This is a genomic window from Streptomyces thermospinosisporus (assembly GCF_039526425.1).
Classification (GTDB): Bacteria; Actinomycetota; Actinomycetes; order Streptomycetales; family Streptomycetaceae; genus Streptomyces; species Streptomyces thermocarboxydovorans.
This window is the reverse complement of sequence record NZ_BAAAIZ010000096.1, coordinates 23106-46429: the sequence shown is the minus strand read 5'-3', so window position 1 is coordinate 46429 and position 23324 is coordinate 23106. Positions and strand designations below refer to the sequence as shown.

At 72.4% G+C, this 23324-nt stretch carries 23 protein-coding genes and 1 pseudogene; 4 read left to right on the top strand and 20 right to left on the bottom strand.

Annotated elements, in window-relative coordinates; genetic code table 11:
- Nucleotides 1-63: 63 nt before the first annotated feature.
- The 4 genes from ABD207_RS26720 to ABD207_RS26705 form a co-directional block, all read right to left on the bottom strand.
- Nucleotides 64-345, bottom strand: coding sequence for a hypothetical protein (locus tag ABD207_RS26720; RefSeq protein WP_344015729.1), 282 nt, complete (start codon nt 343-345; stop codon nt 64-66).
- A 488-nt stretch (nt 346-833) separates the two neighbouring features.
- Nucleotides 834-1022, bottom strand: coding sequence for a DUF397 domain-containing protein (locus ABD207_RS26715; protein WP_344015728.1), 189 nt, complete (start codon nt 1020-1022; stop codon nt 834-836).
- A gap of 13 nt (nt 1023-1035) precedes the next feature.
- Nucleotides 1036-1890, bottom strand: coding sequence for a helix-turn-helix domain-containing protein (locus ABD207_RS26710; RefSeq protein WP_344015727.1), 855 nt, complete (start codon nt 1888-1890; stop codon nt 1036-1038).
- Nucleotides 1891-2024: 134 nt separating this feature from the next.
- Nucleotides 2025-3308 carry an adenylosuccinate synthase gene (locus ABD207_RS26705; protein ID WP_344015726.1) on the bottom strand — a complete coding sequence of 428 codons (1284 nt, stop codon included), beginning with the start codon at nt 3306-3308 and terminating at the stop codon, nt 2025-2027.
- A gap of 190 nt (nt 3309-3498) precedes the next feature.
- Between ABD207_RS26705 and ABD207_RS26700 the strand changes: the two genes are divergently transcribed.
- Entirely contained in the window at nt 3499-4380 is an 882-nt protein-coding gene (locus ABD207_RS26700; RefSeq protein ID WP_344015725.1) for a diacylglycerol kinase, read from the top strand.
- An 18-nt stretch (nt 4381-4398) separates the two neighbouring features.
- Here ABD207_RS26700 and ABD207_RS26695 read toward each other — a convergent pair whose 3' ends face one another.
- Complete coding sequence (locus tag ABD207_RS26695) at nt 4399-4989, bottom strand: Uma2 family endonuclease (protein WP_344015724.1); 591 nt, start codon at nt 4987-4989, stop codon at nt 4399-4401.
- A 48-nt stretch (nt 4990-5037) separates the two neighbouring features.
- Complete coding sequence (locus ABD207_RS26690; RefSeq protein ID WP_344015723.1) at nt 5038-5556, bottom strand: GbsR/MarR family transcriptional regulator; 519 nt, start codon at nt 5554-5556, stop codon at nt 5038-5040.
- A gap of 122 nt (nt 5557-5678) precedes the next feature.
- Here ABD207_RS26690 and ABD207_RS26685 point away from each other — a divergent pair, with 122 nt between their 5' ends.
- A complete protein-coding gene (locus ABD207_RS26685) occupies nt 5679-6593 on the top strand; it encodes an ABC transporter ATP-binding protein (protein ID WP_344015722.1) in 915 nt (304 codons plus the stop codon).
- A complete protein-coding gene (locus ABD207_RS26680; RefSeq protein ID WP_344015721.1) occupies nt 6590-8221 on the top strand; it encodes an ABC transporter permease in 1632 nt (543 codons plus the stop codon). The genes ABD207_RS26685 and ABD207_RS26680 overlap by 4 nt, the downstream gene beginning before the upstream one ends.
- A gap of 88 nt (nt 8222-8309) precedes the next feature.
- On the opposite strand, the gene ABD207_RS26675 is transcribed toward ABD207_RS26680, so the two are convergent.
- From ABD207_RS26675 to ABD207_RS26630, 10 genes are all read right to left on the bottom strand, one after another.
- On the bottom strand, nt 8310-9512 hold the full coding sequence (locus tag ABD207_RS26675; RefSeq protein WP_344015720.1) for a cytochrome P450: 1203 nt from the start codon (nt 9510-9512) through the stop codon (nt 8310-8312).
- Between the two features lie 88 nt (nt 9513-9600).
- Nucleotides 9601-10266, bottom strand: coding sequence for a response regulator (locus ABD207_RS26670; RefSeq protein ID WP_344015719.1), 666 nt, complete (start codon nt 10264-10266; stop codon nt 9601-9603).
- Entirely contained in the window at nt 10263-11627 is a 1365-nt protein-coding gene (locus ABD207_RS26665; protein WP_344015717.1) for a sensor histidine kinase, read from the bottom strand. Before ABD207_RS26665 ends, ABD207_RS26670 begins: the two co-directional genes overlap by 4 nt.
- Nucleotides 11628-11748: 121 nt before the next feature.
- Complete coding sequence (locus tag ABD207_RS26660; RefSeq protein ID WP_344015716.1) at nt 11749-12411, bottom strand: response regulator; 663 nt, start codon at nt 12409-12411, stop codon at nt 11749-11751.
- On the bottom strand, nt 12408-13739 hold the full coding sequence (locus ABD207_RS26655; RefSeq protein ID WP_344015715.1) for a sensor histidine kinase: 1332 nt from the start codon (nt 13737-13739) through the stop codon (nt 12408-12410). The genes ABD207_RS26660 and ABD207_RS26655 overlap by 4 nt, the downstream gene beginning before the upstream one ends.
- Entirely contained in the window at nt 13732-14985 is a 1254-nt protein-coding gene (locus tag ABD207_RS26650) for an acyltransferase family protein (RefSeq protein WP_344015763.1), read from the bottom strand. The genes ABD207_RS26655 and ABD207_RS26650 overlap by 8 nt, the downstream gene beginning before the upstream one ends.
- Nucleotides 14986-15031: 46 nt before the next feature.
- Nucleotides 15032-16063, bottom strand: a complete 1032-nt coding sequence (locus ABD207_RS26645; RefSeq protein ID WP_344015714.1) for an alpha/beta hydrolase — start codon at nt 16061-16063, stop codon at nt 15032-15034.
- Nucleotides 16064-16321: 258 nt separating this feature from the next.
- The gene (locus ABD207_RS26640) at nt 16322-17212 is read right to left on the bottom strand and encodes an alpha/beta hydrolase (protein WP_344015713.1); all 891 of its coding nucleotides are present in this window, start codon (nt 17210-17212) and stop codon (nt 16322-16324) included.
- Between the two features lie 177 nt (nt 17213-17389).
- Complete coding sequence (gene kynU / locus ABD207_RS26635) at nt 17390-18649, bottom strand: kynureninase (RefSeq protein WP_344015712.1); 1260 nt, start codon at nt 18647-18649, stop codon at nt 17390-17392.
- A complete protein-coding gene (locus tag ABD207_RS26630) occupies nt 18642-19472 on the bottom strand; it encodes a tryptophan 2,3-dioxygenase family protein (RefSeq protein ID WP_344015711.1) in 831 nt (276 codons plus the stop codon). Before ABD207_RS26630 ends, kynU begins: the two co-directional genes overlap by 8 nt.
- Nucleotides 19473-19643: 171 nt before the next feature.
- On the opposite strand from ABD207_RS26630, the gene ABD207_RS26625 reads away from it, so the two are divergent.
- Entirely contained in the window at nt 19644-20063 is a 420-nt protein-coding gene (locus ABD207_RS26625; protein WP_344015710.1) for a DUF3151 domain-containing protein, read from the top strand.
- 110 nt (nt 20064-20173) lie between these two features.
- Here the strand turns inward: ABD207_RS26625 and fbaA are convergent, their stop codons facing one another.
- The 4 genes and pseudogenes from fbaA to ABD207_RS26605 all read right to left on the bottom strand — a co-directional run.
- Entirely contained in the window at nt 20174-21205 is a 1032-nt protein-coding gene (gene fbaA / locus ABD207_RS26620) for a class II fructose-bisphosphate aldolase (RefSeq protein WP_344015709.1), read from the bottom strand.
- 147 nt (nt 21206-21352) lie between these two features.
- Nucleotides 21353-21901 carry an orotate phosphoribosyltransferase gene (gene pyrE / locus ABD207_RS26615; RefSeq protein ID WP_344004205.1) on the bottom strand — a complete coding sequence of 183 codons (549 nt, stop codon included), beginning with the start codon at nt 21899-21901 and terminating at the stop codon, nt 21353-21355.
- 10 nt (nt 21902-21911) lie between these two features.
- Nucleotides 21912-22700 carry an aldose epimerase family protein gene (locus ABD207_RS26610; RefSeq protein WP_344015708.1) on the bottom strand — a complete coding sequence of 263 codons (789 nt, stop codon included), beginning with the start codon at nt 22698-22700 and terminating at the stop codon, nt 21912-21914.
- 123 nt (nt 22701-22823) lie between these two features.
- Nucleotides 22824-23324, bottom strand: a pseudogene (locus ABD207_RS26605) (carbon monoxide dehydrogenase); the annotation flags it as partial.

Below are 23324 nucleotides of genomic sequence, written 5' to 3'. Positions count from 1 at the left end.
GGGGGCGGAACGATGGACGGCCGGTACGGACTTCCGCACCGGCCCTCCGTTCACCTGCGCGCCCTACAGGCGTCTGCGGCCGGTGGCTACCCCTTTGCGGCAGTCGGGCCACTTGCTCTCCGGCACGATGAGGGTGGCGGTGGTGTCGTCGAGGGCGTAGCAGAGCTGGGCGTGCAGCACTTCCGCCTCTGCCGGGCTGAGGCGCAGCGCCGTGTCCGCGTCGTAGACACCGTCCCGGCACAGCCAGAGGTCGATGGCGATGGTCCCGTCGTCCTCTCGGCGGACGGGCTTGCTGGGGACGCGGTTGACCTGGACCCGCGGGTTCTTGTGCTGTGTCGCGCTCATCAGGCCGCCGCCCCCAGGGACACGGCGGGTGTGCCGATGTGTCGCTGTTGTCGTTCGTGAGCGACGAGATACGGGCGGACGAGGGGGCCGGTGCAGAGGGGAGCCGTGTGCTCGGTCCGCTTCGTGGTACGCGACCGCGCCACGAGTGCCTCGCTCAGCGCAGGTACGGCAGCGCTGTGCACGAACAGCCGCAGTCCGGAGAGCGTGCGCGGGGCCGCGTGGGCGGGCCGGCCTCGACGCCGACGGCGACCGGTGGCGGGAAGGAGGAGGACGAGGATCACGGCGAGTACCCGTTCGAGGGCATGCCGGATAGGCTTGGGCATGTTGACGCTCCTGTGCAGCGTTGACCTGCCCCGGGGTGCTGGAGACACCGCCGGGGCATCTTGCGTCAGACGGTAATCGTGCGACTACCGCCCGAAGTCAGGCTAGCGCCAGCGATGCTGACGCATCAACATTGATGCACTTATTGGCTCAGCCGGTGACCTGGGTCAGAGCAGTTCGTCGAACTCTCCGGCCTTGGCTCCGGCCAGGAACGCTGCGAGATTCGCCCGGGTGGTCCTGACGACGACATCGGGCTCGTCGCTCTCCCTCACCAGTACGTGCCCGTCGACTACCGCCAACTCCAGGCAGTTCCCCGCCTGTTCGGAGTAGGACGACTTGCGCCACTGAATGTCCATCCGATTCACGCTCTCACAGTTCGTGCAGCACCTTGCGTATGAAGTCACGCGAGGGTCCGGGCTCCAGGGACCGCTGCTCCATGCGGTCAAGTACAGCGCGGTAGTTCGTCAGATGCGTCTCCGAGTCCAGGAACGTCACGCCGTTCGGCACATCGATCTGAACGGTGTCGAGCTGCCGGACGGGACCGCAGGCGTACATGGTCGAGCTGCCCGCGCTCGGAAACCCGCCCGCCGAGAAGGGCACCACGCGCAGGGTGACGGCCTCACGCTCCGACTGTTCCAGCAGGAACTCCAACTGCCTCTTCACGACGGCCGGTCCTCCGAAGAGCATCCGCAGCGCGGCCTCATGGAGCAGAAAGGAACACGCAGGAGGGTCCGCACGGTCCAGAAGCGCCCGACGACGCATACGGAATTCGACCTGGAGGTCCAGAGCCTCCGGGGACAGCGGCGGTACGGCCTCGCCGAACACCGCCCGTGCGTAGTCCTCGTGCTGCAGGAGACCGGGAAGGTGGGTGATCTGTACGTGGCGAAGAGACACCGCGTGATGCTCCAGCTCGGCCAGATCGAGCATGAACGAGGCGATGGAGTCCCGGTATTCGTCCCACCAGTGGGACCCGGCACGCTCCCTGGCCATGCCGGCGAGGGCATCGACGTAGGCAGGGTCAGGGCAGGAGTAGTTGGCCGCCCACACCCGCACTCGGTCAGGGCTCACCCCGAACCGGGCTGACTCCGTGTTGCTGATCGCCGTCTTGTCCACCCGGTGCAGCGCGGCGGCCTCGGTGAGGGAGAGCCCTACATGCTCACGCATCCGCCGAAGCTCGACTCCGAGTCGCCGCTGTCGTGCAGTGGGCGGCTTCCTGATGGGCATCGGACACTCCGGACGGACAGTTGCCCTGGACAGTGGTCACTTCACCGCACGCTCGGACTGTGCAGAGCGGACGGCCGGTCGGGTTCACCGTACCGGCCGTCCGATCTGCTCCGCGCGCCCGCGGAAACAGCGCCTCAGAGGAACGAGTTGATCTCGATGGTCTCGTCGCGGCCCGGGCCGACGCCGATCGCGGAGATCGGGGCGCCGGACATCTCCTCCAGCGCCTTGACGTAGTTCTGCGCGTTCTTCGGCAGGTCGGAGAAGGACTTGGCCTTGCTGATGTCCTCGCTCCAGCCCGGCAGCATCTCGTAGACGGGCTTCGCGTGGTGGAAGTCGGTCTGCGAGTACGGCAGCTCCTCGACGCGCTTGCCGTCGATCTCGTAGGCCACGCAGACCGGGATCTGCTCCCAGCCGGTGAGGACGTCCAGCTTGGTGAGGAAGAAGTCGGTCAGACCGTTCACCCGGGTCGCGTAGCGGGCGATCACCGCGTCGAACCAGCCGCAGCGGCGGTCCCGGCCGGTGGTCACGCCCCGCTCGCCGCCGATGCGGCGCAGCGCCTCGCCGTCCTCGTCGAACAGCTCGGTCGGGAACGGGCCGGCGCCGACGCGCGTGGTGTACGCCTTGAGGATGCCGATGACACGGCTGATCTTCGTCGGACCCACGCCGGTGCCCGTGCAGGCGCCGCCCGCGGTCGGGTTGGAGGAGGTGACGAACGGGTAGGTGCCGTGGTCGATGTCCAGCAGCGTGCCCTGGCCGCCCTCGAAGAGCACCACCTTGTCCTGCTCCAGCGCCTGGTTCAGGATCAGCACGGTGTCGGCGACGTACGGCCGCAGCTTCTCCGCGTAGCCCAGCAGCTCCTCGATCACCTGGTCGGCGGCGATGGCGCGCCGGTTGTAGAGCTTGGTGAGGATCTGGTTCTTGACGTCGAGGGCCGCCTCGACCTTCTGCGTCAGGATCGACTCGTCGTACAGGTCCTGCACCCGGATGCCCACGCGGTTGATCTTGTCGGCGTAGGTCGGGCCGATGCCGCGGCCGGTGGTGCCGATCTTCCGCTTGCCGAGGAAGCGCTCGGTGACCTTGTCCACCGTGACGTTGTACGGCGTGATGATGTGCGCGTTGCCGCTGATCAGCAACTTGGACGTGTCGACGCCGCGCTCGTTCAGCCCGCTCAGCTCGGAGAGCAGGACCGAGGGGTCGACGACGACACCGTTACCGATGACCGGCGTGCAGCCGGGTGACAGGATCCCGGAAGGGAGCAGGTGCAGCGCGTACTTCTGATCGCCCACCACCACCGTGTGGCCGGCGTTGTTGCCGCCCTGGTAGCGCACCACGTAATCGACGGATCCGCCGAGCAGGTCCGTCGCCTTTCCCTTGCCTTCGTCACCCCACTGAGCACCGAGCAGCACAAGTGCGGGCACGCGCGTACACCCCTTCCGGGCGGGGCATGTCCATGGTCGAGGGCGTACGCGGAGGATCACCGCCGCGTGCACCGCGACCGTCGTTGGCCGCCAACCGTCGGACCGGATGCCCCGGAATAGACGAAGCCCCTGACGCGACAGCGCAGCGCAAGGGGCTCTTGCACAAAGATGCTACCCGAGGAAGCGAGGCATGGCCGAGGTGGCGACATCCGCGAGACATTCCGCGACGTCCTGGTCCGCTCCCGAACAGCTCCTTGTGGTCGTCGATCCGGTCGCCCGGCGCACCGACGGAGAGTCCGTGAGGATCGCGAAAGACGTGCTCAGCGCGGGTGCGGCCGGCACCAAGGTGTGTCTGCCGGACGGTCCGGAGGAGTTCGCCCGGGCCCTGCGGCGGCGCGGCTCGCGGCGGCCGGTGCTGGTCGGCGACGACCGGGCTCTGGTGCGGGCGGTGAGCCTGCTGCACCGGCAGCGTGAGCTGGCGGCGTGCGTGCTGTCGCTGGTGCCGGTGGGCGGCGCGCTGTCCCTCGCCCGGTCGCTGGGCGTGCCGGCCAGTGCGGTGGCGGCGGCGCGGGCCGTGCTGGACGGGGTCGAGCGCCGGATGGACCTGCTGGTGGACGACAGCGACGGGGTGGTGCTGGGCACGCTGCGGATCCCGCCGCTGGGTACGGGGCTGGGGCGGGAGGAGTCCGGGGCGGGCCGCCCCTGGCTGCGGACCTGCCAGTCGCTGGTGCGCACCCTGGTCCCCGCCCGGCCGTCCCGCCTCGTCACCGCCGTGCCCGATGCGGGGCCGTCGCAGCTGCGGGTGGAGGTCGACGGCGAGATGCTGGTCGATCTGCACCAGCCGGTGGACTCCGTCCAGGTGAGCCCGGCGCCGCCGGGCCGGGCCCGCGTCGAGGTCCGCCCGGCGTCGGCCGGCTCCGGATCGTCCGCGCTCCTGGCGGAGGGCCGCACGGTGACGGTGTCCGGCGCCCACTTCCGCTACCGCGCGGACGCGGTGATCTCCGGTCCCGTCCGCACCCGGACGTGGGAGGTGAGAGAAGCAGCCTGGGGGCTGACGGTGCCGGCGGGGTAGCCGGTGGGGGGCGGGCGGTCAGGGTGCCTGGAAACCGGCGGTGTCCAGCAGGAAGTCGAGGGGGGCGGGCATCGGCAGCTTCTCGCCGAACGGCCGGGTGTCATGCGCCTCGTATCCCTTGGCAGAGGGCGCCCAGAAGACCGTGGTCTGCTCCTCCTGCATGTCCAGGAGCAGGTAGACGGGGACTCCGGCCCGTCCGTAGACCTCGACCTTATCGGTGAGGTCGTCGTCGCGGGTGCTGGAGGAGGTCAGTCCGGCCACGAGGGACAGGGCTTCGCCGTCCAGGTGGGTGCTGGTGATCCGGCTGGCTCGGCGGTGGGCCACGTGGATGTCAGGCCCGTACGCGCGCTCCGCGCCCGGGAACACGTAGAGGAAGGGGCCGTAGCTGATCCGGTGATCTGCGGGAAGGTGCGGCCCGAGCTGTTCGCACACCGACTCCATGACGTCGAGGTAGTAGCCCCGGGACCACGGCGACAAGACGATGCTCCCCCTGATGATCTCGGCCTTGTAGCCGTCGGGTACGACCAGTTCGTCGAGAGTGGCCAGCAGCTCATCGAAACTCGGGGAGTCGTTGTCGCCTATCGTCGGTCGCTCGGCCATGACTGTCATGATGCGCCATCCCCTGCACGCGAACCAGCCGCCACTCAGCGTAGCTGATCAGTCACGCATGGAGGTGTCCGATCCGAATCGCCGCTCCCGGTGCACGCGCCAGCGTTCCATCATGTCTGCGACCTCCTTCTCCACGAACTCGAAGAAGGCCAGCGTCTCGGCGAGGCGGCGGCCCGCCGGGGTGGTGGGGCCGAGGCTGGTGACGCCCTCGCGCAGGGCGTCCCCCCAGCGCCGGATGATCGCCTCGCGGTTGGTGAGGGCCTCGTACCACTGGTCGCCGTGGACGCGGTAGCGCTCGCGGCGGGAGCCGGGCTCGCGCTCGCGGGAGATCATGTGGACCTGGGCGAGATAGCGCACGGCGCCGGACACCGCGGCGGGTGAGATCTTCAGCTGCTCGCCCAGTTCCGCCGAGGTCAGGGCGCCGGTGTCGGAGGCGAGCAGGGCCGCGAAGACGCGGGCCGGCATGCGCGGCAGGCCGGCCTCCACCAGCTGCGCCGCGAAGTGCTCCACGAAACGGGAGACCGCCTCCGGGTCCCGGTCCACCGCCCCGGCCGCCGCCTGTGTCATGCCTCGATCACTCCCCTGCTACGACTGCCGCGCCCCGCTGCGACTCCGTCCGCAACCCTAACCGCCGCTTCAGCCCCTTCTTCATCTTCACAAATTTCTGAAAGAAGCGTAAGTTCCGAAGCATGACGAAGGCCATCACCGTCTCCGGGCTGCACAAGTCGTTCGGCCGCACCCGCGCCCTCGACGGCCTCGACCTGGACGTCGAGTCCGGCGAGGTCCACGGCTTCCTCGGCCCCAACGGCTCGGGGAAATCCACCACCATCCGCGTCCTGCTCGGCCTGCTGCGCGCCGACTCGGGCGCCGCCCAGGTCCTCGGGCACGATCCGTGGACGGACGCCGTGGAGATCCACCGCCGCATCGCCTACGTCCCCGGCGACGTCACGCTGTGGCGCAACCTCTCCGGCGGCGAGGTCATCGACCTCTACGGACGCCTGCGCGGCGGCCTCGACCCGCGCCGCCGCGCCGAACTGATCGAACGCTTCGAGCTGGACCCGACGAAGAAGGGCCGGACGTACTCCAAGGGCAACCGGCAGAAGGTCGCCCTGGTCGCCGCGTTCGCCTCCGACGTCGACCTGCTGATCCTGGACGAGCCGACCTCCGGGCTCGACCCGCTGATGGAGGAGGTCTTCCAGCAGTGCGTCGCCGAGGAGCGGGACCGCGGCCGGACCGTGCTGCTGTCCTCGCACATCCTCAGCGAGGTGGAGGAGCTGTGCGACCGGGTGAGCATCATCCGCAAGGGCCGCACGGTGGAGAGCGGTTCGCTGGCCGACCTGCGCCATCTCACCCGGACCAGCGTGAGCGCCGAACTCGCCGGCCCGCCGAACGGCCTCGCCGCCCTGCCCGGCGTCCACGACCTTCAGGTGCGCGGCAACCGGGTCCGGCTCCAGGTCGACACCGACCGGCTGGACGCCGTGCTGCGCTCGCTCACCGACTCGGGCGTGCGCTCACTGACGTCCACACCGCCGACGCTGGAGGAGCTGTTCCTGCGTCATTACCAGGAGGACGTCACAGCGTCCGCCGAGGCGGTGGCCCGATGAGCACCACCCCCACCACCCCGTCCGCCCTCTCCGCCTTCGCGGTACGTCCCGCCGCCGCGCGGCAGCTCGCCGGTACCGGCACGCTGCTCCGCTTCGCCCTCCGCCGCGACCGCCTGCTCATCCCGCTCTGGGTCGCGGTGAACGCCCTCATGGTGCTCTCCATGCCCGGCACCCTGGAGGGCCTGTACGGCACGCCGGCCGAACGCGCCGACCTGGTCCGGCAGATGGCGACCAACTCCTCCCTGCGCGCGATGGTCGGCCCCGTCTTCGGCGACTCCCTGGGCGCGCTCACCGCCTGGCGGGTCGGTGTCTACGCGGCCGCCCTCGCCGCCGTGATGAGCCTGCTGATCGTCGTACGGCACACCCGTGACGAGGAGGAGAGCGGCCGTCAGGAACTGGTGGCCTCCGGCACCGTCGGCCGCCGGGCCCCGCTGACGGCGGCCCTCCTCACGGCCGCGGTCGCCAACGCCGCGCTGGCCCTGCTGCTCGCCGCGGGCCTGTCCGGCCAGGGCGCCGCGGGCGCGCTCGCCTTCGCCCTCGGTGTCGCGGGCACCGGCATGCTCTTCGCCACGGCCGCCGCGGTCCTCGCCCAGCTCACGGAGAGCGCCCGCCTGGCCCGGGGCCTGACGGCCGGCCTGCTGGGGGCGGCGTTCGTGCTGCGCGCGGCCGGCGACTCGGCGACCACCGACGGCTCCTCTCCTCTCACCTGGCTCTCCCCGCTCGGCTGGCAGGAGAACCTCCGCCCCTTCGCCGCCGAACGCTGGTGGGTCCTGCTGCTCATCGCCGGCGCCGCCCTGCTGCAGGGCGCGGTGGCCTACGAACTCACCGGCCGCCGCGACCTCGGCATGAGCTTCCTGCCGACCCGCCCCGGACCGGCCACCGGCCGCCTGGGCACGGCCGGCGCGCTCGCCTGGCGCCTCCAGCGGGGCGGCGTCCTCGGCTGGAGCATCGGCTTCCTCCTCGCCGGGCTGGTGTACGGCGGGATGACCGAGGGGGCGGCCGATCTGGTCGGCGACAACGAGCAGGCGCGGCAGATCATCGAGCGGATGGGCGGCCAGGCCCGGCTGACGGACGCGTTCGTCGCCTCGATGATCGGGATGCTGGGGCTGGTCGCCGCGCTGTACATCGTCGGCTCGGTGCTCCGCCTCACGGGGGAGGAGACCTCCGGCCGGGCCGAACCGGTGCTGTCCTGCGCGGTCGGCCGGCTCCGATGGGCCGCGGGCCACCTGGTCATCGCCTTCGGCGGCGCGGTGTGGATCCTGCTGCTGGCCGGCGCCGGCTACGCCCTGGCCTACGGCAAGGACCCGGGAGGCGTCCTGAGCGCCTGCCTGGTCCAGGTCCCGGCGGTATGGGTGATCGGCGGCACGGCCGTGCTTCTCCACGGGCTGCTGCCGAGGGCGGCGGTGGGGGCGGCCTGGGGCGTGGCCGGCGCGGTCCTCCTCCTGGGCTGGGTGGGCCCGGCCCTCGACCTGCCCCAGGCCGTACTGGACCTCTCCCCCTTCGGCCATCTGCCGAAGGTGCCGGGGGCGGAGATGAGCTGGGGCCCACTGGTGGTGCTGTGCCTGATCGCGGCGGGGCTGGTGGCCGCGGGCCTCGCAGCGCTGCGTCGCCGCGACCTGACGACGTAGACGACGCCCCGTCAGCCGCCCCACCGGTCAATTGCCGTCAGCCGCCCCACCGGTCGATTGACCGTCTCGAAGATCAAGGAATACCAGGTCAGACCTCGACCTCCAGGCCCTCCAGCCCCCGGATCACGAAGTTCGGCTTCCTCTTCGGTTCCGCCACCGGCTTCAGAGCGGGGGCCTTCCTCAGCAACGCGCCCATGGACGCCGCCAGTTCGATGCGGGCCAGCGGGGCGCCGATGCAGTAGTGGATGCCGGCGCTGAAGGAGATGTGCGGGTTGTCGCGGCGGGCGAGGTCGAGGTGCTCGGGGTCGGTGAAGACGGCCGGGTCGTGGTTGGCGGAGCCGAAGAGGAGGGCCAGTTCGGAGCCCCGGGGGACGACCGTGCCGTCGATCTCGATCTCGTCCAGCACCCAGCGTTCGAAGAGCTGCAGCGGGGTGTCGTAGCGCAGCAGCTCCTCGACCGCCGAGGGGACGAGGGAGTGGTCCGCGCGCAGGGCCGCCAGCTGGCCGGGGTTGCGGAACAGGGCCCACCAGCCGTTGACCGTGGCGTTCACCGTGGCCTCGTGGCCCGCGTTCAGCAGGAGCACGCAGGTCGAGATCATCTCCTGCTCGGTGAGGCGGTCGTCCTCGTCGTGCGCGGCGATCAGGCCGGAGATCAGGTCGTCGCCCGGCTCCTTGCGGCGCTCGGCGATCAGCTCGCGCAGATAGTCCGAGAACTCGATCGAGGCCCGCACCGCCTTGCGCGCCGCCTCCTCGGACGGGTTCAGCTCGTACATGCCGCAGATGTCGGCCGACCAGGGCCGCAACGGGCCCCGGTCCGCCTCCGGAATGCCCAGCATCTCGGCGATCACCGCGACCGGCAGCGGCTCGGCGACGTCCCTCAGCAGATCGCCCCCGCCCGCGGCGACCAGGCGGTCGACCAGTTCACCGGCCAGCTGCTCCACGTACGGCTTCAGCCGCTCGACCGTCCGCGGGGTGAACGCCTTGGACACCAGGCGCCGGATGCGGGTGTGGTCCGGCGGCTCCAGGTCGAGCATCCCGTGATCGTTGAGGGTGTGGAACGGCTCGTGCTCCGGCGGGGGCGGCGTGCGCCCGAACTCCTCGTGGCTGAAGCGGTGCAGATACGTCCGGCCCAGCCGGCGGTCCCGGAGCAGCGCCGAGACGTCCGCGTGGTGCGGCACCAGCCACTGGTTCGTCGGCTCGAAGTAGTGCACACGCCCCTTGGCGCGCAACTCTGCGTAGGCGGGGTACGGGTCGGCGACGAACGCCGGGTCCCACGGATCGAAGGCTGCCATGAAGGGACGCTAGCCTGGAGCCCCCGTGACTGACCAGGGGCTTGAGCAGAGAGCCCGGCGCTGCCCTCAACTCCGTGCCCCCTGGTGCTCACCCCGGCGTCACCAGCCGGGCCTCGTAGGCGAAGACTGCTGCTTGGGTGCGGTCGCGGAGGCCGAGTTTGACCAGGATTCGGCTGACGTGGGTCTTGATGGTGGACTCGGCGACGACCAGGCGTCCGGCGATCTCCGCGTTGGACAGGCCCTGGGCGATGAGGACCAGGACCTCCGTCTCGCGTTCGGTCAGGTCGCCGTAGGCCGCCTGGGCGGAGGGCATCAGGCGCGGGCCCTCGGAGAGCTTGGAGAACTCGGTGATCAGGCGTTTGGTGACCGAGGGGGCGAGCAGAGCCTCGCCGGAGGCGACGACCCGGACGCCGTCGGCGAGCTGGCGGGCGGAGGCGTCCTTGAGGAGGAAGCCGGAGGCGCCGGCGCGCAGCGCCTGGTAGACGTACTCGTCGAGGTCGAAGGTGGTCAGCACCAGGACCTTCGCCGCGCTGTCCGCCGCGACGATCTCCCGGGTCGCCTCGATGCCGTTCAGCTCGGGCATGCGGATGTCCATCAGGACGACGTCGGGGGCGAGTTCGCGGACCTTGCTCACCGCCTCGCGGCCGTTGACGGCCTCGCCCACCACCTCGATGTCCGGCATCGCGTTCAGCAGGACCGAGAAGCCCTCGCGCACCATCATCTGGTCGTCGGCGACCAGCACCCGGATGGTCATGCGTCCTCTCCTGCGCGTTCCGCTGCCGTGACCGGCAGGAACACCGCCACCTCGTAGCCTCCGCCGGACGTCGCGCCCGCCGTCATCTCGCCGTTCAGCATGGTCACCCGCTCCCGCATGCCGGTGATGCCGTGACCGGCGCCGGGGGACGGTTTCACCAGGGCCGGGTTCGGCGGCGGGCCGTTGACGATCCGCAGGCCGAGCCCGCCGAGGACGTACCCGATCTCCACGCGCGCACTGGCGCCGGGCGCGTGGCGCAGGCTGTTGCTCAGCGCCTCCTGCACGATCCGGTACGCCGACAGCTCCACGCCCTGCGGCAGCTCCCGCACCGCCCCGGTCACCACCTTCTCCACGTTCAGCCCGGCGTCGCGCACATTGGCGAGCAGGCCGTCCAGGTCGGCGAGGGTGGGCTGCGGGGCGTCCGGTGCCTCGTAGTCCTCGGCGCGGACCACGCCGAGCACCCGGCGCAGCTCGGTGAGGGCGGCCACCGCGTTCTCGCGGATGGTGGCGAACGCCCGCTCCAGCTCGGGCGGCGGGTTCTCCACCCGGTACGGCGCGGCCTCCGCCTGGATGGCGACCACCGACATGTGGTGGGCGACCACGTCGTGCAGCTCGCGGGCGATGTTGGTGCGCTCCTCCAGCAGGGTGCGCCGGGAGCGTTCGTGCGCGGTGACCGTCTGCTGGGCGGTCACCTCCTCCTCGGCCGCCCGCCGGATGTGCCACACGGACACGGACAGCAGGCCCAGCGCGGAGACGAACAGCATGGGCGCGCTGTCGGTGTAGTCGTGACCGCCGCCGAAGACGGTCTCCGCGACGAAGCCGTAGAGGGCGGTGAGCGCCCACATCCAGGCGGCGGTGCGCGGCCGGGTCCGTATCGCCACGACGATCAGCACGGAGAGGTGGCAGATGAAGGCGCCGGGCATCCAGGGCCAGTCGCCCCAGCCGCTGAGCACCGACACCACCGGCGTGGCCGCCATCGAGAGCCAGAAGGCGCCGACCGGGCGGAGCAGAGTCATCAGTACGGGCAGCGCACAGGCCAGTCCGGTCAGCAGCGCCAGCAGGCCCCGGACGCCGTAGCTCTCCACCGAGCCGACCCAGAAGGCCAGCAGCGCGGCGGCCGACACCACGGCGTGCGGCCCGTAGCCGCGCAGTGGGCGGGGCAGCAGGCGGGTCAGCCACCCGTTGGCCGCGGTGCGGGGCAGCGGGCGGTAGGCGAAGGCGTCGTCGAACAGGTCCTGGCGCAGTCCGCGCAGGGCGTTCCGGGCCAGCTGGAGCTCCGGGCTGCGCTGCGCGGACCCGTCCGCCGCGGAGCGCGGGGAGCCGGGCGATCCCGGGGAGGGCGTCTGGGTCGTGTCGGTCACGGTGCCACCGTAGGCCGAACGGGTGGCCGGGGTCGTCCCCGGTGAGAGGGGTTCCGGGGGGTCCGTCGGAAGTACTACGGCCTCGGTGAGGGCGGCGGCCGGCGGCCTCGATGAGCTGCCCTCAGTAGCCCGAGGGGCGGACCAGGCCGGACTCGTAGGCGAAGACCGCGGCCTGGGTCCGGTCCCGCAGGCCCAGCTTCACCAGGATCCGGCCCACATGCGTCTTCACCGTCTGCTCGGCGACGACGAGACGCTGCGCGATCTCCGCGTTGGACAGGCCCTGGGCGATCAGCGCCAGCACCTCCGTCTCGCGTCCGGTGAGGCTGCCGACGCGTTCCTTCAGCGGGGAGCGGGGGCGGGCGTCCAGCCGGGAGAACTCGGCGATCAGCCGGCGGGTGATGGCGGGTGCGAGCAGCGCGTCCCCGGCGGCGACGACCCGCACCGCCTCGGCGAGCTGCTCGGCGGAGGCGTCCTTGAGGAGGAAGCCGGAGGCGCCGGCGCGCAGGGCGTCGTAGACGTACTCGTCGAGGTCGAAGGTGGTCAGCACCAGCACCCGGATGTCCGGGTGGGCGGCGGTGATCCGGCGGGTGGCCTCGATGCCGCCCAGTTCGGGCATGCGGATGTCCATCAGCACCACGTCGGGGGTGAGCTCCGCGACCTGGGCGACCGCGTCGCGTCCGTCCACCGCCTGGCCGACGACCTCGATGTCGGGCTGGGTGTTCAGCAGCACGGTGAAGCCCTGTCGGACCATCTGCTGGTCGTCGGCTATCAGTACGCGGATCATGCGGTGCCGTCCTTGGGTAGCAGGGCCTCTATCCGGTAGCCGCCGTCGGCCGAGGGTCCGGCGGTGAGGCTGCCGCCGAGCATCATGGCGCGTTCGCGCATGCCGAGCAGACCGTGCCCGGCGCCCGAGGACGGCGGGGCCTGTCCGGTGGGCCGGGTGTTGGTCACCTCCACCCGCAGCGCGTGCGGCTGGTAGGCGAGGGCGACGCGGGCGGTGGCGCCGGGCGCGTGCCGCAGCACGTTGCTCAGCGCCTCCTGCACGATCCGGTACGCCGACAGCTCCACGCCGGGCGGCAGCGGCCGGCGCTCCCCGGTGACCTCGGTGGTGACGGTGAGTCCGGCGGCCCGGGTGTTCTCCACCAGGGTGGCGAGCCGGTCCAGGGTGGGCTGCGGGGCGTGCGGGGCCCCGGCCGGGTCGCCCTCGGGGCCCTGCGGGCCGGGGTGCTCGGAGCGCAGGACGTCCAGGACGCGGCGGAGTTCGGTGAGCGCCTCGACCGCGTTCTGGCGGATGCCGGCGAGGTTCTCCCGCAGCTCCTCGGACGGGTCGTCGACCAGGTGCGGGGCGACCTGGGCCTGGATGGAGATGACGGACATGTGGTGGGCGACCACGTCGTGCAGCTCACGGGCGATGCGGCTGCGCTCCTCCAGCAGGGTGCGGCGGGAGCGTTCCTCCGCGGTGAGGGTGGTCTGCTGCACCAGCTCGGCGCGTGCCTCGCGGCGTCCGCGCAGGGCGGAGCCGAGGAGCACGACGACGGCGTAGAGGATGACGGCGATCTGGCCGGTGGCCAGGTAGTTCTCGCCGCCGATCAGGCCCTGCAGCACATAGGTGGCCAGGGCGGTGAGCGCCAGCACCTCCGCGGCCACGCGGGTGCGGACCCGCAGGGCGAGCAGCAGCAGGACGAACAGGTGCCCGACGATCCCGGCGGAGGTCCAGGGCCAGCTGAACTCGTAGCCGCCGGGCTCCATTCCGGCCCGTACCGCGAGCGCGCAGAACACCATCGTGAGCAGCGACAGCCACCAGGCGGGGACCGGCCGCCACAGCGCGAGCACCATCGCCCCGGACTCGGCGGCGGCGAAGAACAGGGCGGTGCCGGGGCCGAGCATGCCGTGTTCGCGCAACTGGGCGGCGTCGCCGACCAGCACGCCGAACGCGGCCAGGCACACGACGCCGTGCGGCAGCCAGCGCACCCACACGGAGGGCGGCAGCGGGTCGGCCCGCCAGGTCCACAGATCGTCCCGCAGCACCCCCAGCCACCGCCGGACGAGCCCCTCCCCCTTCTTCGCCCCCTTCTTCGCCCCCTTCTTCGTCACGCGGTCCAGCCTAGACATGGCGTACGTCCTTCACGGGGCGGTGCGTGCGCACGACGCGGGACCGGCCGCGCGGCCCGCCGGGGCTCTGCTCACTCCCCTTCCGCTGCCGTGTCCCTTGCCGTTGCCGTGTCCCTTGCCGTGGCCCTTGCTCCCAGGTGCGGAAGGCGGCCCAGCAGACGGTCAGGGCGAGGACGAACACCGGCAGCCACAGGAGGCGTTCGGCGACCCAGCCGAGGTGGTCGGGCCGGGTGTGCAGGCCGGGCTGCCTGCCGAGGTGCAGGGTCATGGCGGTCGTCGCCATCAGCGCGGTCTGATGCCACAGGAAGAGCGTCATCGCGGACAGATTGACCAGCGCCACCGCCGCCCAGGCGAGGGGCCGGCGCAGGGCACGGGCGAGCGGTTCGCGCAGCAGCAGCGCAAGACCGCACTGGGCGAGCCCGAAGGTGACGACGGCGAGCGTCGGCGGGTCGAGGTTGGAGACGGCGGCGCCTGGGACGCCGACCATGGCCGCCGGGTAGCCGGCCAGGGCGACGAGCGCGGCGGTCGCCGCCGTGCCGCAGAGGAGGAGGATCCAGCCGGAGCGGCGGCGGTCCAGTTCGCCCCGGCTCCAGGCGGCGCCCAGGGTGTAGGGCACCAGCCAGCCGGCGGCGACATTGATCCAGCCGAGGGCGTCGGGGGCGCCCGGCCCGAAGCGCAGCAGGTCGACGTGGAGGACGACGGCGAGCGGCCACAGCGGGTGGAGCCGGGTCAGCATCGGGGTGGCCGCGGTGAGCACGGCGAAGACCAGCAGGAACCACAGCGGGGACAGAGCGAGCTTCACCAGGGTGCGGGTGGTGGTGAACTCCACGCCCGACAGCAGCAGCGCGAACGCGACCACCGTCCACAGGCTGAGGACGGCGACGACCGGTTTGAACAGCCGGACCATCCGGCTGCGCAGCCAGTGGCGGTACGGGACGCCCCGGGCGCGCGCCGAGGCCAGCGAACGGGTCGCCACATGCCCGCCGACCAGGAAGAACACGGCGAGGGTCTGGCACACCCAGGAGACGGGGGCCAGCCAGGGCAGATGCTGCAGCGGACTCGCGGTGCGCAGGGTGCGGCCGTCCCCGACCAGGGCGGTGACCAGCCAGTGGCCCAGGATCACACCGAGCACGGCGCACGCGCGCAGGGCGTCGACGGCGCGGTCGCGGTGGGCGGGCGTGGCGGCGTCGATACGGGCGGCCAGCCCGGTCAACCCGATCAGTCGGGTCCCGGTCAGCCCGGTCATGGCGGTCGGGGTGGTCATGGCGGTCGGGGTGGTCGGGGCGGTCAGGTCATTCATGGGTCGCATGGCCGCGCGCTTCCTGGTCTCGCTCTCCGGCCGCCTCCTCGAGCGCCACCGCGTCGGTGTCGCCCAGCACGATCCGGGTGAGGTTGGTCAGGGACGGGGAGCCGGGGGTGAAGTAGTCGCTGTGGCCGCCGTCGCCCGCCGGGAAGACCCGGGCGCCGAAGGCCGGGGAGACCGGGTCGGTGCCGAAACCGACGGTGGTGCCGAGGAGTCCGGCGCTGATGTGCGGGACGTGCTCCACCCAGTCGCCGGCCCCCCGGGCGGCCCAGACGCGGGCGGGGGTGTCCAGGCCGGCGGCGGTACGGGCGCCGGTGCCGGGGCTGCCGAGGAGGACGAGGTCGTCGACGCCGGAGCCGGCGGCCCGGGCGCAGACGACGGAGCCGTAGGAGTGGCAGAGCAGGGAGACACGGGGGCGTCGCGGGCCGGTGAGGGTGCGCAGCTCCCTCAGGAACGCCCGGAGTCGGGGTGCCGCCCGTTCGGCACGGGTCGTGGTGGTGACCGCCGGGCTGACGGTGCCGGGGGTCTCGTAGCCGAGCCAGGCGACGACGGCGACGCGGGTGCCCGCGGGCGCCTCCCGGGTGAGGCTCCGGTACAGGGAGAGGGCGGCGGTGCGGAAGCGGTCGTAGGTGTCGAGGCTGGTGTCCGAGCCGGGGACGAGGACGGCTACGCGGTGCGCCGCCGCGAGGTCGCCTAACACCTCGGTGACCAGGCCGCGACCCCGGCCGTCGAAGGCGAGCAGGTGCCGCGCCGGGTGCGCGAGCCGGCGATCGGCCGCGGCGCGGCCGCGGGCACCGTACGCGGCGGCCATCCGCGCGGCCTCGGCCGCGTTGGCGCGGTTGGCCGCGTAGATGCCGTCGAGCGTGGCCGGGGTGGGGGCGCCGACGGCCGCGGGGGCAGGAGCGGGGATGCGTGCCTCGGCCGCGGCCGAGAGAGGGAGGGCCACGGCGCCGGCGATGAGCGCGGCGAGCAGGGTGCGGCGGAGCCGGCCGGGGGCCGAGCCCCGTCGAGTTGGCCGCAACTCGGGGGCACCACACGCCACTTCCGGCCTGCGGCTGACACACCGTCGGATCCGGTGGGCGGACGGCCGCTCGCCTCCCCGCGCCTGACCCGCCGCGCCCCTGGTCCTGAGCGCCCCGTACGATCCCCGTCCCACGGTGAGCTTCCTCCCCCGGCCCGTCCATCGGGCCTGTCAGGCAAGGAAGTTAGGGCGGCGGGCTGGTAGACCGCGTCCCACCGGAGGGCTCACCTCCGGGGTAGCTCTCAGGTACTACGGGTCTCACCACGCCAGTTGGGCGATCTCCTCCGCCACCACCGCGCAGGCGTCGGCCGCCGGGTCGATCAGCGGGAAGTGGCCGACGTCCTCGAGCAGTGTCAGACCGACCACCTCGCCCGCCTTGGCCGCCGCGTCCGCGTACGCCTCGGCCACCGCCTGCGGCACGTCGATGTCGCGCCGGCCCTGCACCAGGGTGGTGGCGATGCCGGTGGGGACCAGCAGCGCGGGGTCGGCGTACGGCTGCCGCTCGGCGAACTTGCCGTCGCCGCCGAGGAACTGGCGCACCGCGCCGCCGCACACCTCCAGCTTGTCGGCGACGGCGAAGTCCGCGATGGGGGCGAGGGCGACCACACCGCGCAGCGGGGCGGGGCGGTCGGTGCGCCAGGGCGCGTCCTCGGGGAGCAGGTGGCGGGCGGCGGCCCACAGGGCGAGGTGGCCGCCCGCGGAGTGGCCGGTGAGCACGATCCGGCCCGCGTCGGCCTGCGGCAGATGCTCCCGGACCAGCGCGGGCAGCGCGTCGACGGCGGCGGCCACGTCGTCCAGGGTGTCCGGCCAGCGGCCCGCCACCGGATCGCCCTCGCCTGCCTCCGCCGCGCCCCTGCGGTACTCGATGCTGGCCACGGCGAAGCCCCGGCGGGTGAGGAAGGCGGCGAACGGGCTGATGTGCCGCCGGTCGTACGGTGCCCGCCACGCGCCGCCGTGCAGCACGGCCACCACGGGGGCAGGCCGGCCCGCGGCGCCCTCGGCGCGCGGGACGTAGAAGTCGATCACCTGGTCCGGGTCGTCGCCGTAAGCCGCGGTGGCGTCGGGGTCGACGGGCGGATGGGAGAGGGCCGACTTCTCCTCGGCGGCGGCCCGGGCGGTGTCTGCGGCGGCGTTCGCGGCGTCCGACATGTCCCAACCTTCCAGCAATGCAACCTACTTGGTGGACCGGCGAAGAGATCGGCCGTCGAGCCGGGACGGTATCAGGCCGGGAACCCCCGCCGGCATGGGGATGTCACGCTCGGTCACCCGCGAGGGGGCCGCCCCGGCGGTCACCGCGACGGCCCCCTCAGACACGAGCACCGCCATCTACTCCCCGGCCAGCACCTCGGCCAGCACCCGGGCCGCCCGCTCCACGTCCGCGAAGCCGACGTACAGCGGGGTGAAACCGAAGCGCAGCACGTCCGGGTGGCGGAAGTCACCGACCACGCCCCGCTCGATCAGCCGGGGCATGACCTCGGCCGCGTCGTCGCAGCGCAGCGCGATCTGACTGCCCCGCTCGCTGTGCTCACGGGGTGTCACGCACTCGACGCGCCCCTCGGGGACGTACTCCGTGACGCACTCCAGGAAGAAGTCCGTCAGGGCCAGGGACTTGGCCCGCACCGCCTCGATCGGCACCCCGTCCCAGACCTCCAGCGCCGCCTCCAGGGCGAGCATGGAGAGGATGTCCGGCGTGCCCACCCGGCCGCGCAGCGCGCCCTCCGCCGGTTCGTACCGCGTCCGCATGCCGAAGGGCTCCGCGTGGGAGTTCCAGCCGGGCAGCGGCGAGTCGAAGGAGTCCTGCAGCTCGCGCCGGACGTACAGGAACGCCGGTGAGCCGGGGCCGCCGTTGAGGTACTTGTAGGTGCAGCCGACGGCGTAGTCCACGCCGTGCTCGTCCAGGCCCACCGGCAGGGCGCCCGCGCTGTGGCACAGGTCCCAGACCACATACGCGCCCGCCTCGTGCACGGCGGCCGTGAGGCCCGGCAGGTCGTGCAGCCGGCCGGTGCGGTAGTCGACGTGGTTGAGCAGCACCGCGGCGGTGCGCTCCCCGACCGCCTCGGGCACCTCGGCCGGGGTGACCGCCCGCAGGGTGCACTCGGTCATCCGGGCGGCCGAGTGGGCGATGTACCCGTCCGTCGGGAAGGTCGTCGCGTCGACCAGGATCTCGGTGCGGTCCGGGTCGGCGAGCTCGGCCCGCCGCTGCGCGCCCACCAGGGCCTTGAAGACGTTGACGCTGGTGGAGTCGCCGACCACGATCTGCCCGGCCGCCGCACCGACCAGGGGCGCGATCCGGTCGCCGATCCGCTCGGGCGCCGTCCACCAGCCGCTCTCCGTCCAGGAGCGGATGCGCAGCTCGCCCCACTGGCGGCGCACCACGTCCTCGACCCGGCCGGGAACGGCCGCGGGCAGCGCGCCCAGCGAGTTCCCGTCCAGGTACACCACGTCGTCGAGCACGAACTCGGCGCGCTTGTGGGCCAGTTCGTCGGCACCGTCCAGCTTCTCGGCCCGCGCGCCCAGCTCGGCCTGCTTGCTCCTGCTCAGCTCGGCCCGCGGCTGCAGCACGGCCCGCGTGTTCGGCTCAGACATGGGACCGCGCCGTCCACAGCTCGGGGAACACGTTCTTCTGCGCCCGCCTCTCCAGCCAGGCCACCCCGGCGGAGCCGCCCGTGCCGGGCTTGGAGCCCATCGCACGGCGGGTGGCGACCAGGTGGTCGTTGCGCCAGCGCCACACCAGTTCCGCGACGTCGGTCAGCGCCTCGCCGAGGCGGGCCAGCTCGTCGTCCTCGTCGCCGGAGTAGATGTCCGCCCACACCCGTTCCACCTCGGGCGAGGACTCGTAGCGCTGCGACACGTCCCGGCCCAGCACCTCCTGCGGCACCGGGTGCCCGCGCCGTGCCAGCAGCCGCAGCACCTCGTCGTACAGGCTGGGCTCGTGCAGCGCCTTCTCCAGCTCGGCGTACGCCCGCGGGGATCCCCGGTGCGGGACCAGCATCGACGCGGACTTCTCACCGAGCAGGAACTCCAGCCGCCGGTACATCGCCGACTGGAAACCGGAACCCTCGCCGAGGGAGGACCGGTAGGAGTTGAACTGCTGCGGGGTGAGCTGGGCGAGCGGCGTCCAGCTGCCGTTCAGCGCCTCCAGCTCGCGGATGGATCGTTTCAGCGCGTCCATCGCGGTGGGCACGTCGTCCTTGCGCAGCGCCTTGGCCGCGGTCTCCCACTCGTGGACGATGCAGGTGAACCACAGCTCCATCACCTGTGTGGTCACCAGGAACACCATCTCTCCGGGGTCGTCGGAGAGCAGGTGCTGCAGATGGGTGAGGACGTCCGCCTTGACGTAGTCCTCGTAGGGGGTCGTCCCCTGGAAATCGAGATGCGGGGTCTCGGGCTCGTGAGCCTCGTGGGACATCGCTGTCTCCTGAATGCACTCCGGGTAGCGGTCCGCCCCTGCCGTTACCGGCACGGGGGCCCCGGTCCCCACCGTGCATCCTCCGTAATCGGGCGCACCCTCGCAAGAGCCGCCTCTCCAGACCGACCGCGCCCCAGCCGCGCCCCAGGGGGCAGGTGGCAGACTGACCGCATGACGACGCACAAGAACCTGCTGGGCGGCCCGGACCCGACCCTGCTGCCGGAGAACGAAGAGGCGTACCGCCTGCTGGGTGAGGAGTCCAGGTCTCCGGCCGAGGTCGCGGCGGCGCACCCCACGTTCTCGCTGGCCTGGGCGATGCTCGCCGACGACGCCTTCGAGGCCGGGCGGGTGATCGAGTCGTACGCCTACGCCCGCACCGGCTACCACCGGGGCCTTGACGCGCTGCGCCGGGCCGGCTGGAAGGGACACGGCCCCATCCCCTGGGAGCACCGGGCCAACCGGGGCTTCCTGCGCTGCCTCGCCGCGCTCGCCCGCGCCGCCGGGGAGATCGGCGAGCAGGACGAGTACGAGCGCTGCTGGCAGTTCCTCAAGGACAGCAGCGAGGAGGCGTACGCCGAGCTGAAGCGGTAGCCGTACGGCACCGTGCCGGTACATGCGCCGGGCCCGGCACCGCAGGTGCGCGGTGCCGGGCCCGGTTCGTTCTGCCGGACGGCCGTCGGGACGGCCTGGCGGCCGGACGGTTACTTGATCTTGGTGCCGGTGGAGCGCAGGTGGCGGCAGGCCTCGACGACGCGGGCGGCCATCGACGCCTCCGCCAGCTTGCCCCAGCTGCGCGGGTCGTAGACCTTCTTGTTGCCGACCTCGCCGTCGACCTTCAGGACGCCGTCGTAGTTGCGGAACATGTGGTCCGCGACCGGACGCGTGAAGGCGTACTGGGTGTCGGTGTCGATGTTCATCTTGACCACGCCGTTCTCCAGGGCGGTGTGGATCTCCTGCTCCGTGGAGCCGGAGCCGCCGTGGAAGACGAAGTCGAACGGCCCGGGAGACGCGGCCTTGCCGAACTTGGCGGCGACGCCCTCGTTCAGCTCCTTCAGCAGCTCGGGACGGAGCACCACGTTGCCCGGCTTGTAGACGCCGTGGACGTTGCCGAAGGACGCGGCGAGCAGGTAGCGGCCCTTCTCGCCCAGACCCAGCGCCTCGGCGGTGCGGATCGCGTCGTCGACGGTGGTGTAGAGGGAGTCGTTGATCTCGTGCGAGACGCCGTCCTCCTCACCGCCGGTCGGGGTGATCTCCACCTCGAGGATGATCTTGGCGGCGCGGGTGCGCTCCAGCAGCTCCTGGGCGATGGCCAGGTTGTCGGAGAGGGTCTCCGCGGAGCCGTCCCACATGTGGGACTGGAACAGCGGGTTGCGGCCGGCCTTGACACGCTCCTCGGAGATGGCGAGCAGCGGACGTACGTACCCGTCGAGCTTGTCCTTCGGGCAGTGGTCGGTGTGCAGGGCCACGTTGACGTCGTACTTCTCGGCGACGATGTGCGCGTACTCGGCCAGGGCGACCGCGCCGGTCACCATGTCCTTCTTGTACTGGCCGCCCAGGAACTCGGCACCGCCCGTGGAGATCTGGACGATGCCGTCGCTCTCCGCCTCGGCGAAGCCGCGCAGTGCCGCGTGCAGGGTCTGGGACGAGGTGACGTTGATGGCCGGGTAGGCGAACTTGCCTGCCTTCGCCCGGTCGAGCATCTCGTTGTAGACCTCGGGAGTTGCGATGGGCATCTGTCCGCTCCTTAGCGCTGCGGGTTGGCGTACTGCGTACTGTCGGCCCTGACCTGGAACCTTGGAAGCGACGTCATTGTCGGTCACATCCTTCCAGACTCGGCCGGAACGTCCATCCCGCTGTCCGCGGGCTGGGCGGTCGGCCGGTCAGTCCAGGCCCAGCTCGTCCTTGGAGTAGGCGAACAGGTAGGGCACCCCGGCGCCCTCCCGGATCTTCTCGGCGGCACCCGTCGCCCGGTCGACGATGGTCGCGACGGCCACGACCTCCGCGCCGGCCTCACGCACCGCCTCGACGGCGGTGAGCGGGGAGCCGCCGGTGGTGGAGGTGTCCTCGACGACCAGGACCCGGCGGCCCTTGATGTCCGGGCCCTCCACGCGGCGCTGCAGCCCGTGCGCCTTGGCGGCCTTGCGCACCACGAACGCGTCCAGCTTGCGGCCGCGGGCCGCGGCGGCGTGCAGCATGGCGGCGGCCACCGGGTCGGCGCCCATGGTCAGGCCGCCCACGGCGTCGAAGTCGTACTCGGCGGTCAGGTCCAGCAGCACCTGCCCGACCAGCGGGGCGGCCTCGCCGTCGAGGGTGATGCGGCGCAGGTCGACGTAGTAGTCGGCCTCCAGGCCCGAGGAGAGGGTGACCTTGCCGTGCACCACGGCCTTGTCCTTGATCTGCTGCAGCAGCGCGCCGCGTGTGTCCGTCATGCCTGTCAGCTTAAAGCCGGGTCCAGGTCCAGGTCGTCGAGGCCTCCAGCGGCTCCAGCGGGGTGACCAGGCGCGGGTGCGTGTTCAGCCCGTTCGGCGGGCCGGTCTGCGGCTCCACGCAGACGGCCTCCCGCTGCTCGTCGTAGATCACCACCCACTCGACGCGGCCGGCCACGCGTAGCCGGAGCTGTTCCGGCCAGGTGAGGGTGACGTCCACGCCGCCGGGCATGCCGAAGCAGTCGTCCCAGGGGCCGGGCGCCGGGTCGATGCGCCGGCCGGTGGGCAGGCGGTCCTCGCCGCGCTCCTCCTGCCAGGCGGGCTTGAAGTCCAGCCGGACGTCCTCGCCGCCGAGGTTCCGGTTGAACCAGGGGTGCCAGCCGAGCTGGGCCGGGAAGGACGACTCGTACGTCTCCACGCTCATGGTCAGCGTGAGCGAGTCGCCGGTGAGCGCGATCCGCTGGGTGACGCGGCCGGGGTAGGGCCACGGGTCGGTGAGGTCGTGGGTCAGCACCGCCTCGTCGGGGCCGCTGCGGGCGGTGCGCCAGGCGGCGTCGCGTGCGGTGCCGTGGATGGCGTGCGGCGGGGCGTTGAGCGGCAGCTGGTGGACGGTGGCCCCGTCCCGGAACCGGCCCTCGCGGACCCGGCCGCACCAGGGGACCATCGGGAAGCAGCCGTAGCGCTCCCCCTGCCGCAGCAGCTCCACGCCGCCGACGCGCAGCCCCGAGACCCGCCCGCCGTTGCCCGGCGCGACGGTCACCTCCGCGTCACCCGCGGTCAGCGTGATGTCTTCGTTCCTCACACGTCGACCCTAACGGGGTGATCAAGAGGGCCTCGCCGGACGCGTGGGAAACGGGTGTCCGGCCGGCCGCCGGTACGGCTGCCCGCGGCGCGGCGGCCTGCGGCGCGGCCGCCTGCGGGATGCTCAGCGCCGGCGGCGCAGTGCCCGGATCGCCACCACGACGGAGGCCACCGCGAGCGCCGCCGCGGGTGCCGCCCAGCGCAGCGGGGTGGGCTGGGAGACGGTCTGCGGTGCGGGGACGGGGGCGTACCGGCCGCGCGGCGGGGCGTGGTCCACCTCCTCGGCGCTGCGGCCGATCATCGTCCGGCGGGCGTGGGCGGCCTCGGCGACGGCTCCGTCGGAGGTGTCCTGGAAGTCCTCGTCCTCGTCCTCGTCCTCTTCCTCGTCCTCTTCCTCGTCCTCGTCCTCGTCGGCGTCGGCGGGGTCGAGGGAGGAGGGCGGGACCTCGGTGTCGAAGACGGAGGGGGACTCGGACTCGGGCTCGGACTCGGTCTCGGCCTCGGTCTCCTCCTCCGGCGCGCGCTCGGACGCGGTGCCGGGCTCGGACGACGTCGACGGCGAGGGCGGCGCGGACGGCGAGGGCGGCGCGGACGGCGGGGGCGGCGTGGACGCGGGCGCCGACGC

Coding starts and splice junctions, on each gene's coding strand:
- ABD207_RS26720 (WP_344015729.1), bottom strand. CDS start 345: ATGAGCGCGACACAGCACAAGAACCCGCGGGTCCAGGTCAACCGCGTC.
- ABD207_RS26715 (WP_344015728.1), bottom strand. CDS start 1,022: ATGGACATTCAGTGGCGCAAGTCGTCCTACTCCGAACAGGCGGGGAAC.
- ABD207_RS26710 (WP_344015727.1), bottom strand. CDS start 1,890: ATGCCCATCAGGAAGCCGCCCACTGCACGACAGCGGCGACTCGGAGTC.
- ABD207_RS26700 (WP_344015725.1), top strand. CDS start 3,499: ATGGCCGAGGTGGCGACATCCGCGAGACATTCCGCGACGTCCTGGTCC.
- ABD207_RS26695 (WP_344015724.1), bottom strand. CDS start 4,989: ATGACAGTCATGGCCGAGCGACCGACGATAGGCGACAACGACTCCCCG.
- ABD207_RS26690 (WP_344015723.1), bottom strand. CDS start 5,556: ATGACACAGGCGGCGGCCGGGGCGGTGGACCGGGACCCGGAGGCGGTC.
- ABD207_RS26685 (WP_344015722.1), top strand. CDS start 5,679: ATGACGAAGGCCATCACCGTCTCCGGGCTGCACAAGTCGTTCGGCCGC.
- ABD207_RS26680 (WP_344015721.1), top strand. CDS start 6,590: ATGAGCACCACCCCCACCACCCCGTCCGCCCTCTCCGCCTTCGCGGTA.
- ABD207_RS26675 (WP_344015720.1), bottom strand. CDS start 9,512: ATGGCAGCCTTCGATCCGTGGGACCCGGCGTTCGTCGCCGACCCGTAC.
- ABD207_RS26670 (WP_344015719.1), bottom strand. CDS start 10,266: ATGACCATCCGGGTGCTGGTCGCCGACGACCAGATGATGGTGCGCGAG.
- ABD207_RS26660 (WP_344015716.1), bottom strand. CDS start 12,411: ATGATCCGCGTACTGATAGCCGACGACCAGCAGATGGTCCGACAGGGC.
- ABD207_RS26655 (WP_344015715.1), bottom strand. CDS start 13,739: ATGTCTAGGCTGGACCGCGTGACGAAGAAGGGGGCGAAGAAGGGGGCG.
- ABD207_RS26650 (WP_344015763.1), bottom strand. CDS start 14,985: ATGACCGGGCTGACCGGGACCCGACTGATCGGGTTGACCGGGCTGGCC.
- ABD207_RS26640 (WP_344015713.1), bottom strand. CDS start 17,212: ATGTCGGACGCCGCGAACGCCGCCGCAGACACCGCCCGGGCCGCCGCC.
- kynU (WP_344015712.1), bottom strand. CDS start 18,649: ATGTCTGAGCCGAACACGCGGGCCGTGCTGCAGCCGCGGGCCGAGCTG.
- ABD207_RS26630 (WP_344015711.1), bottom strand. CDS start 19,472: ATGTCCCACGAGGCTCACGAGCCCGAGACCCCGCATCTCGATTTCCAG.
- ABD207_RS26625 (WP_344015710.1), top strand. CDS start 19,644: ATGACGACGCACAAGAACCTGCTGGGCGGCCCGGACCCGACCCTGCTG.
- fbaA (WP_344015709.1), bottom strand. CDS start 21,205: ATGCCCATCGCAACTCCCGAGGTCTACAACGAGATGCTCGACCGGGCG.
- pyrE (WP_344004205.1), bottom strand. CDS start 21,901: ATGACGGACACACGCGGCGCGCTGCTGCAGCAGATCAAGGACAAGGCC.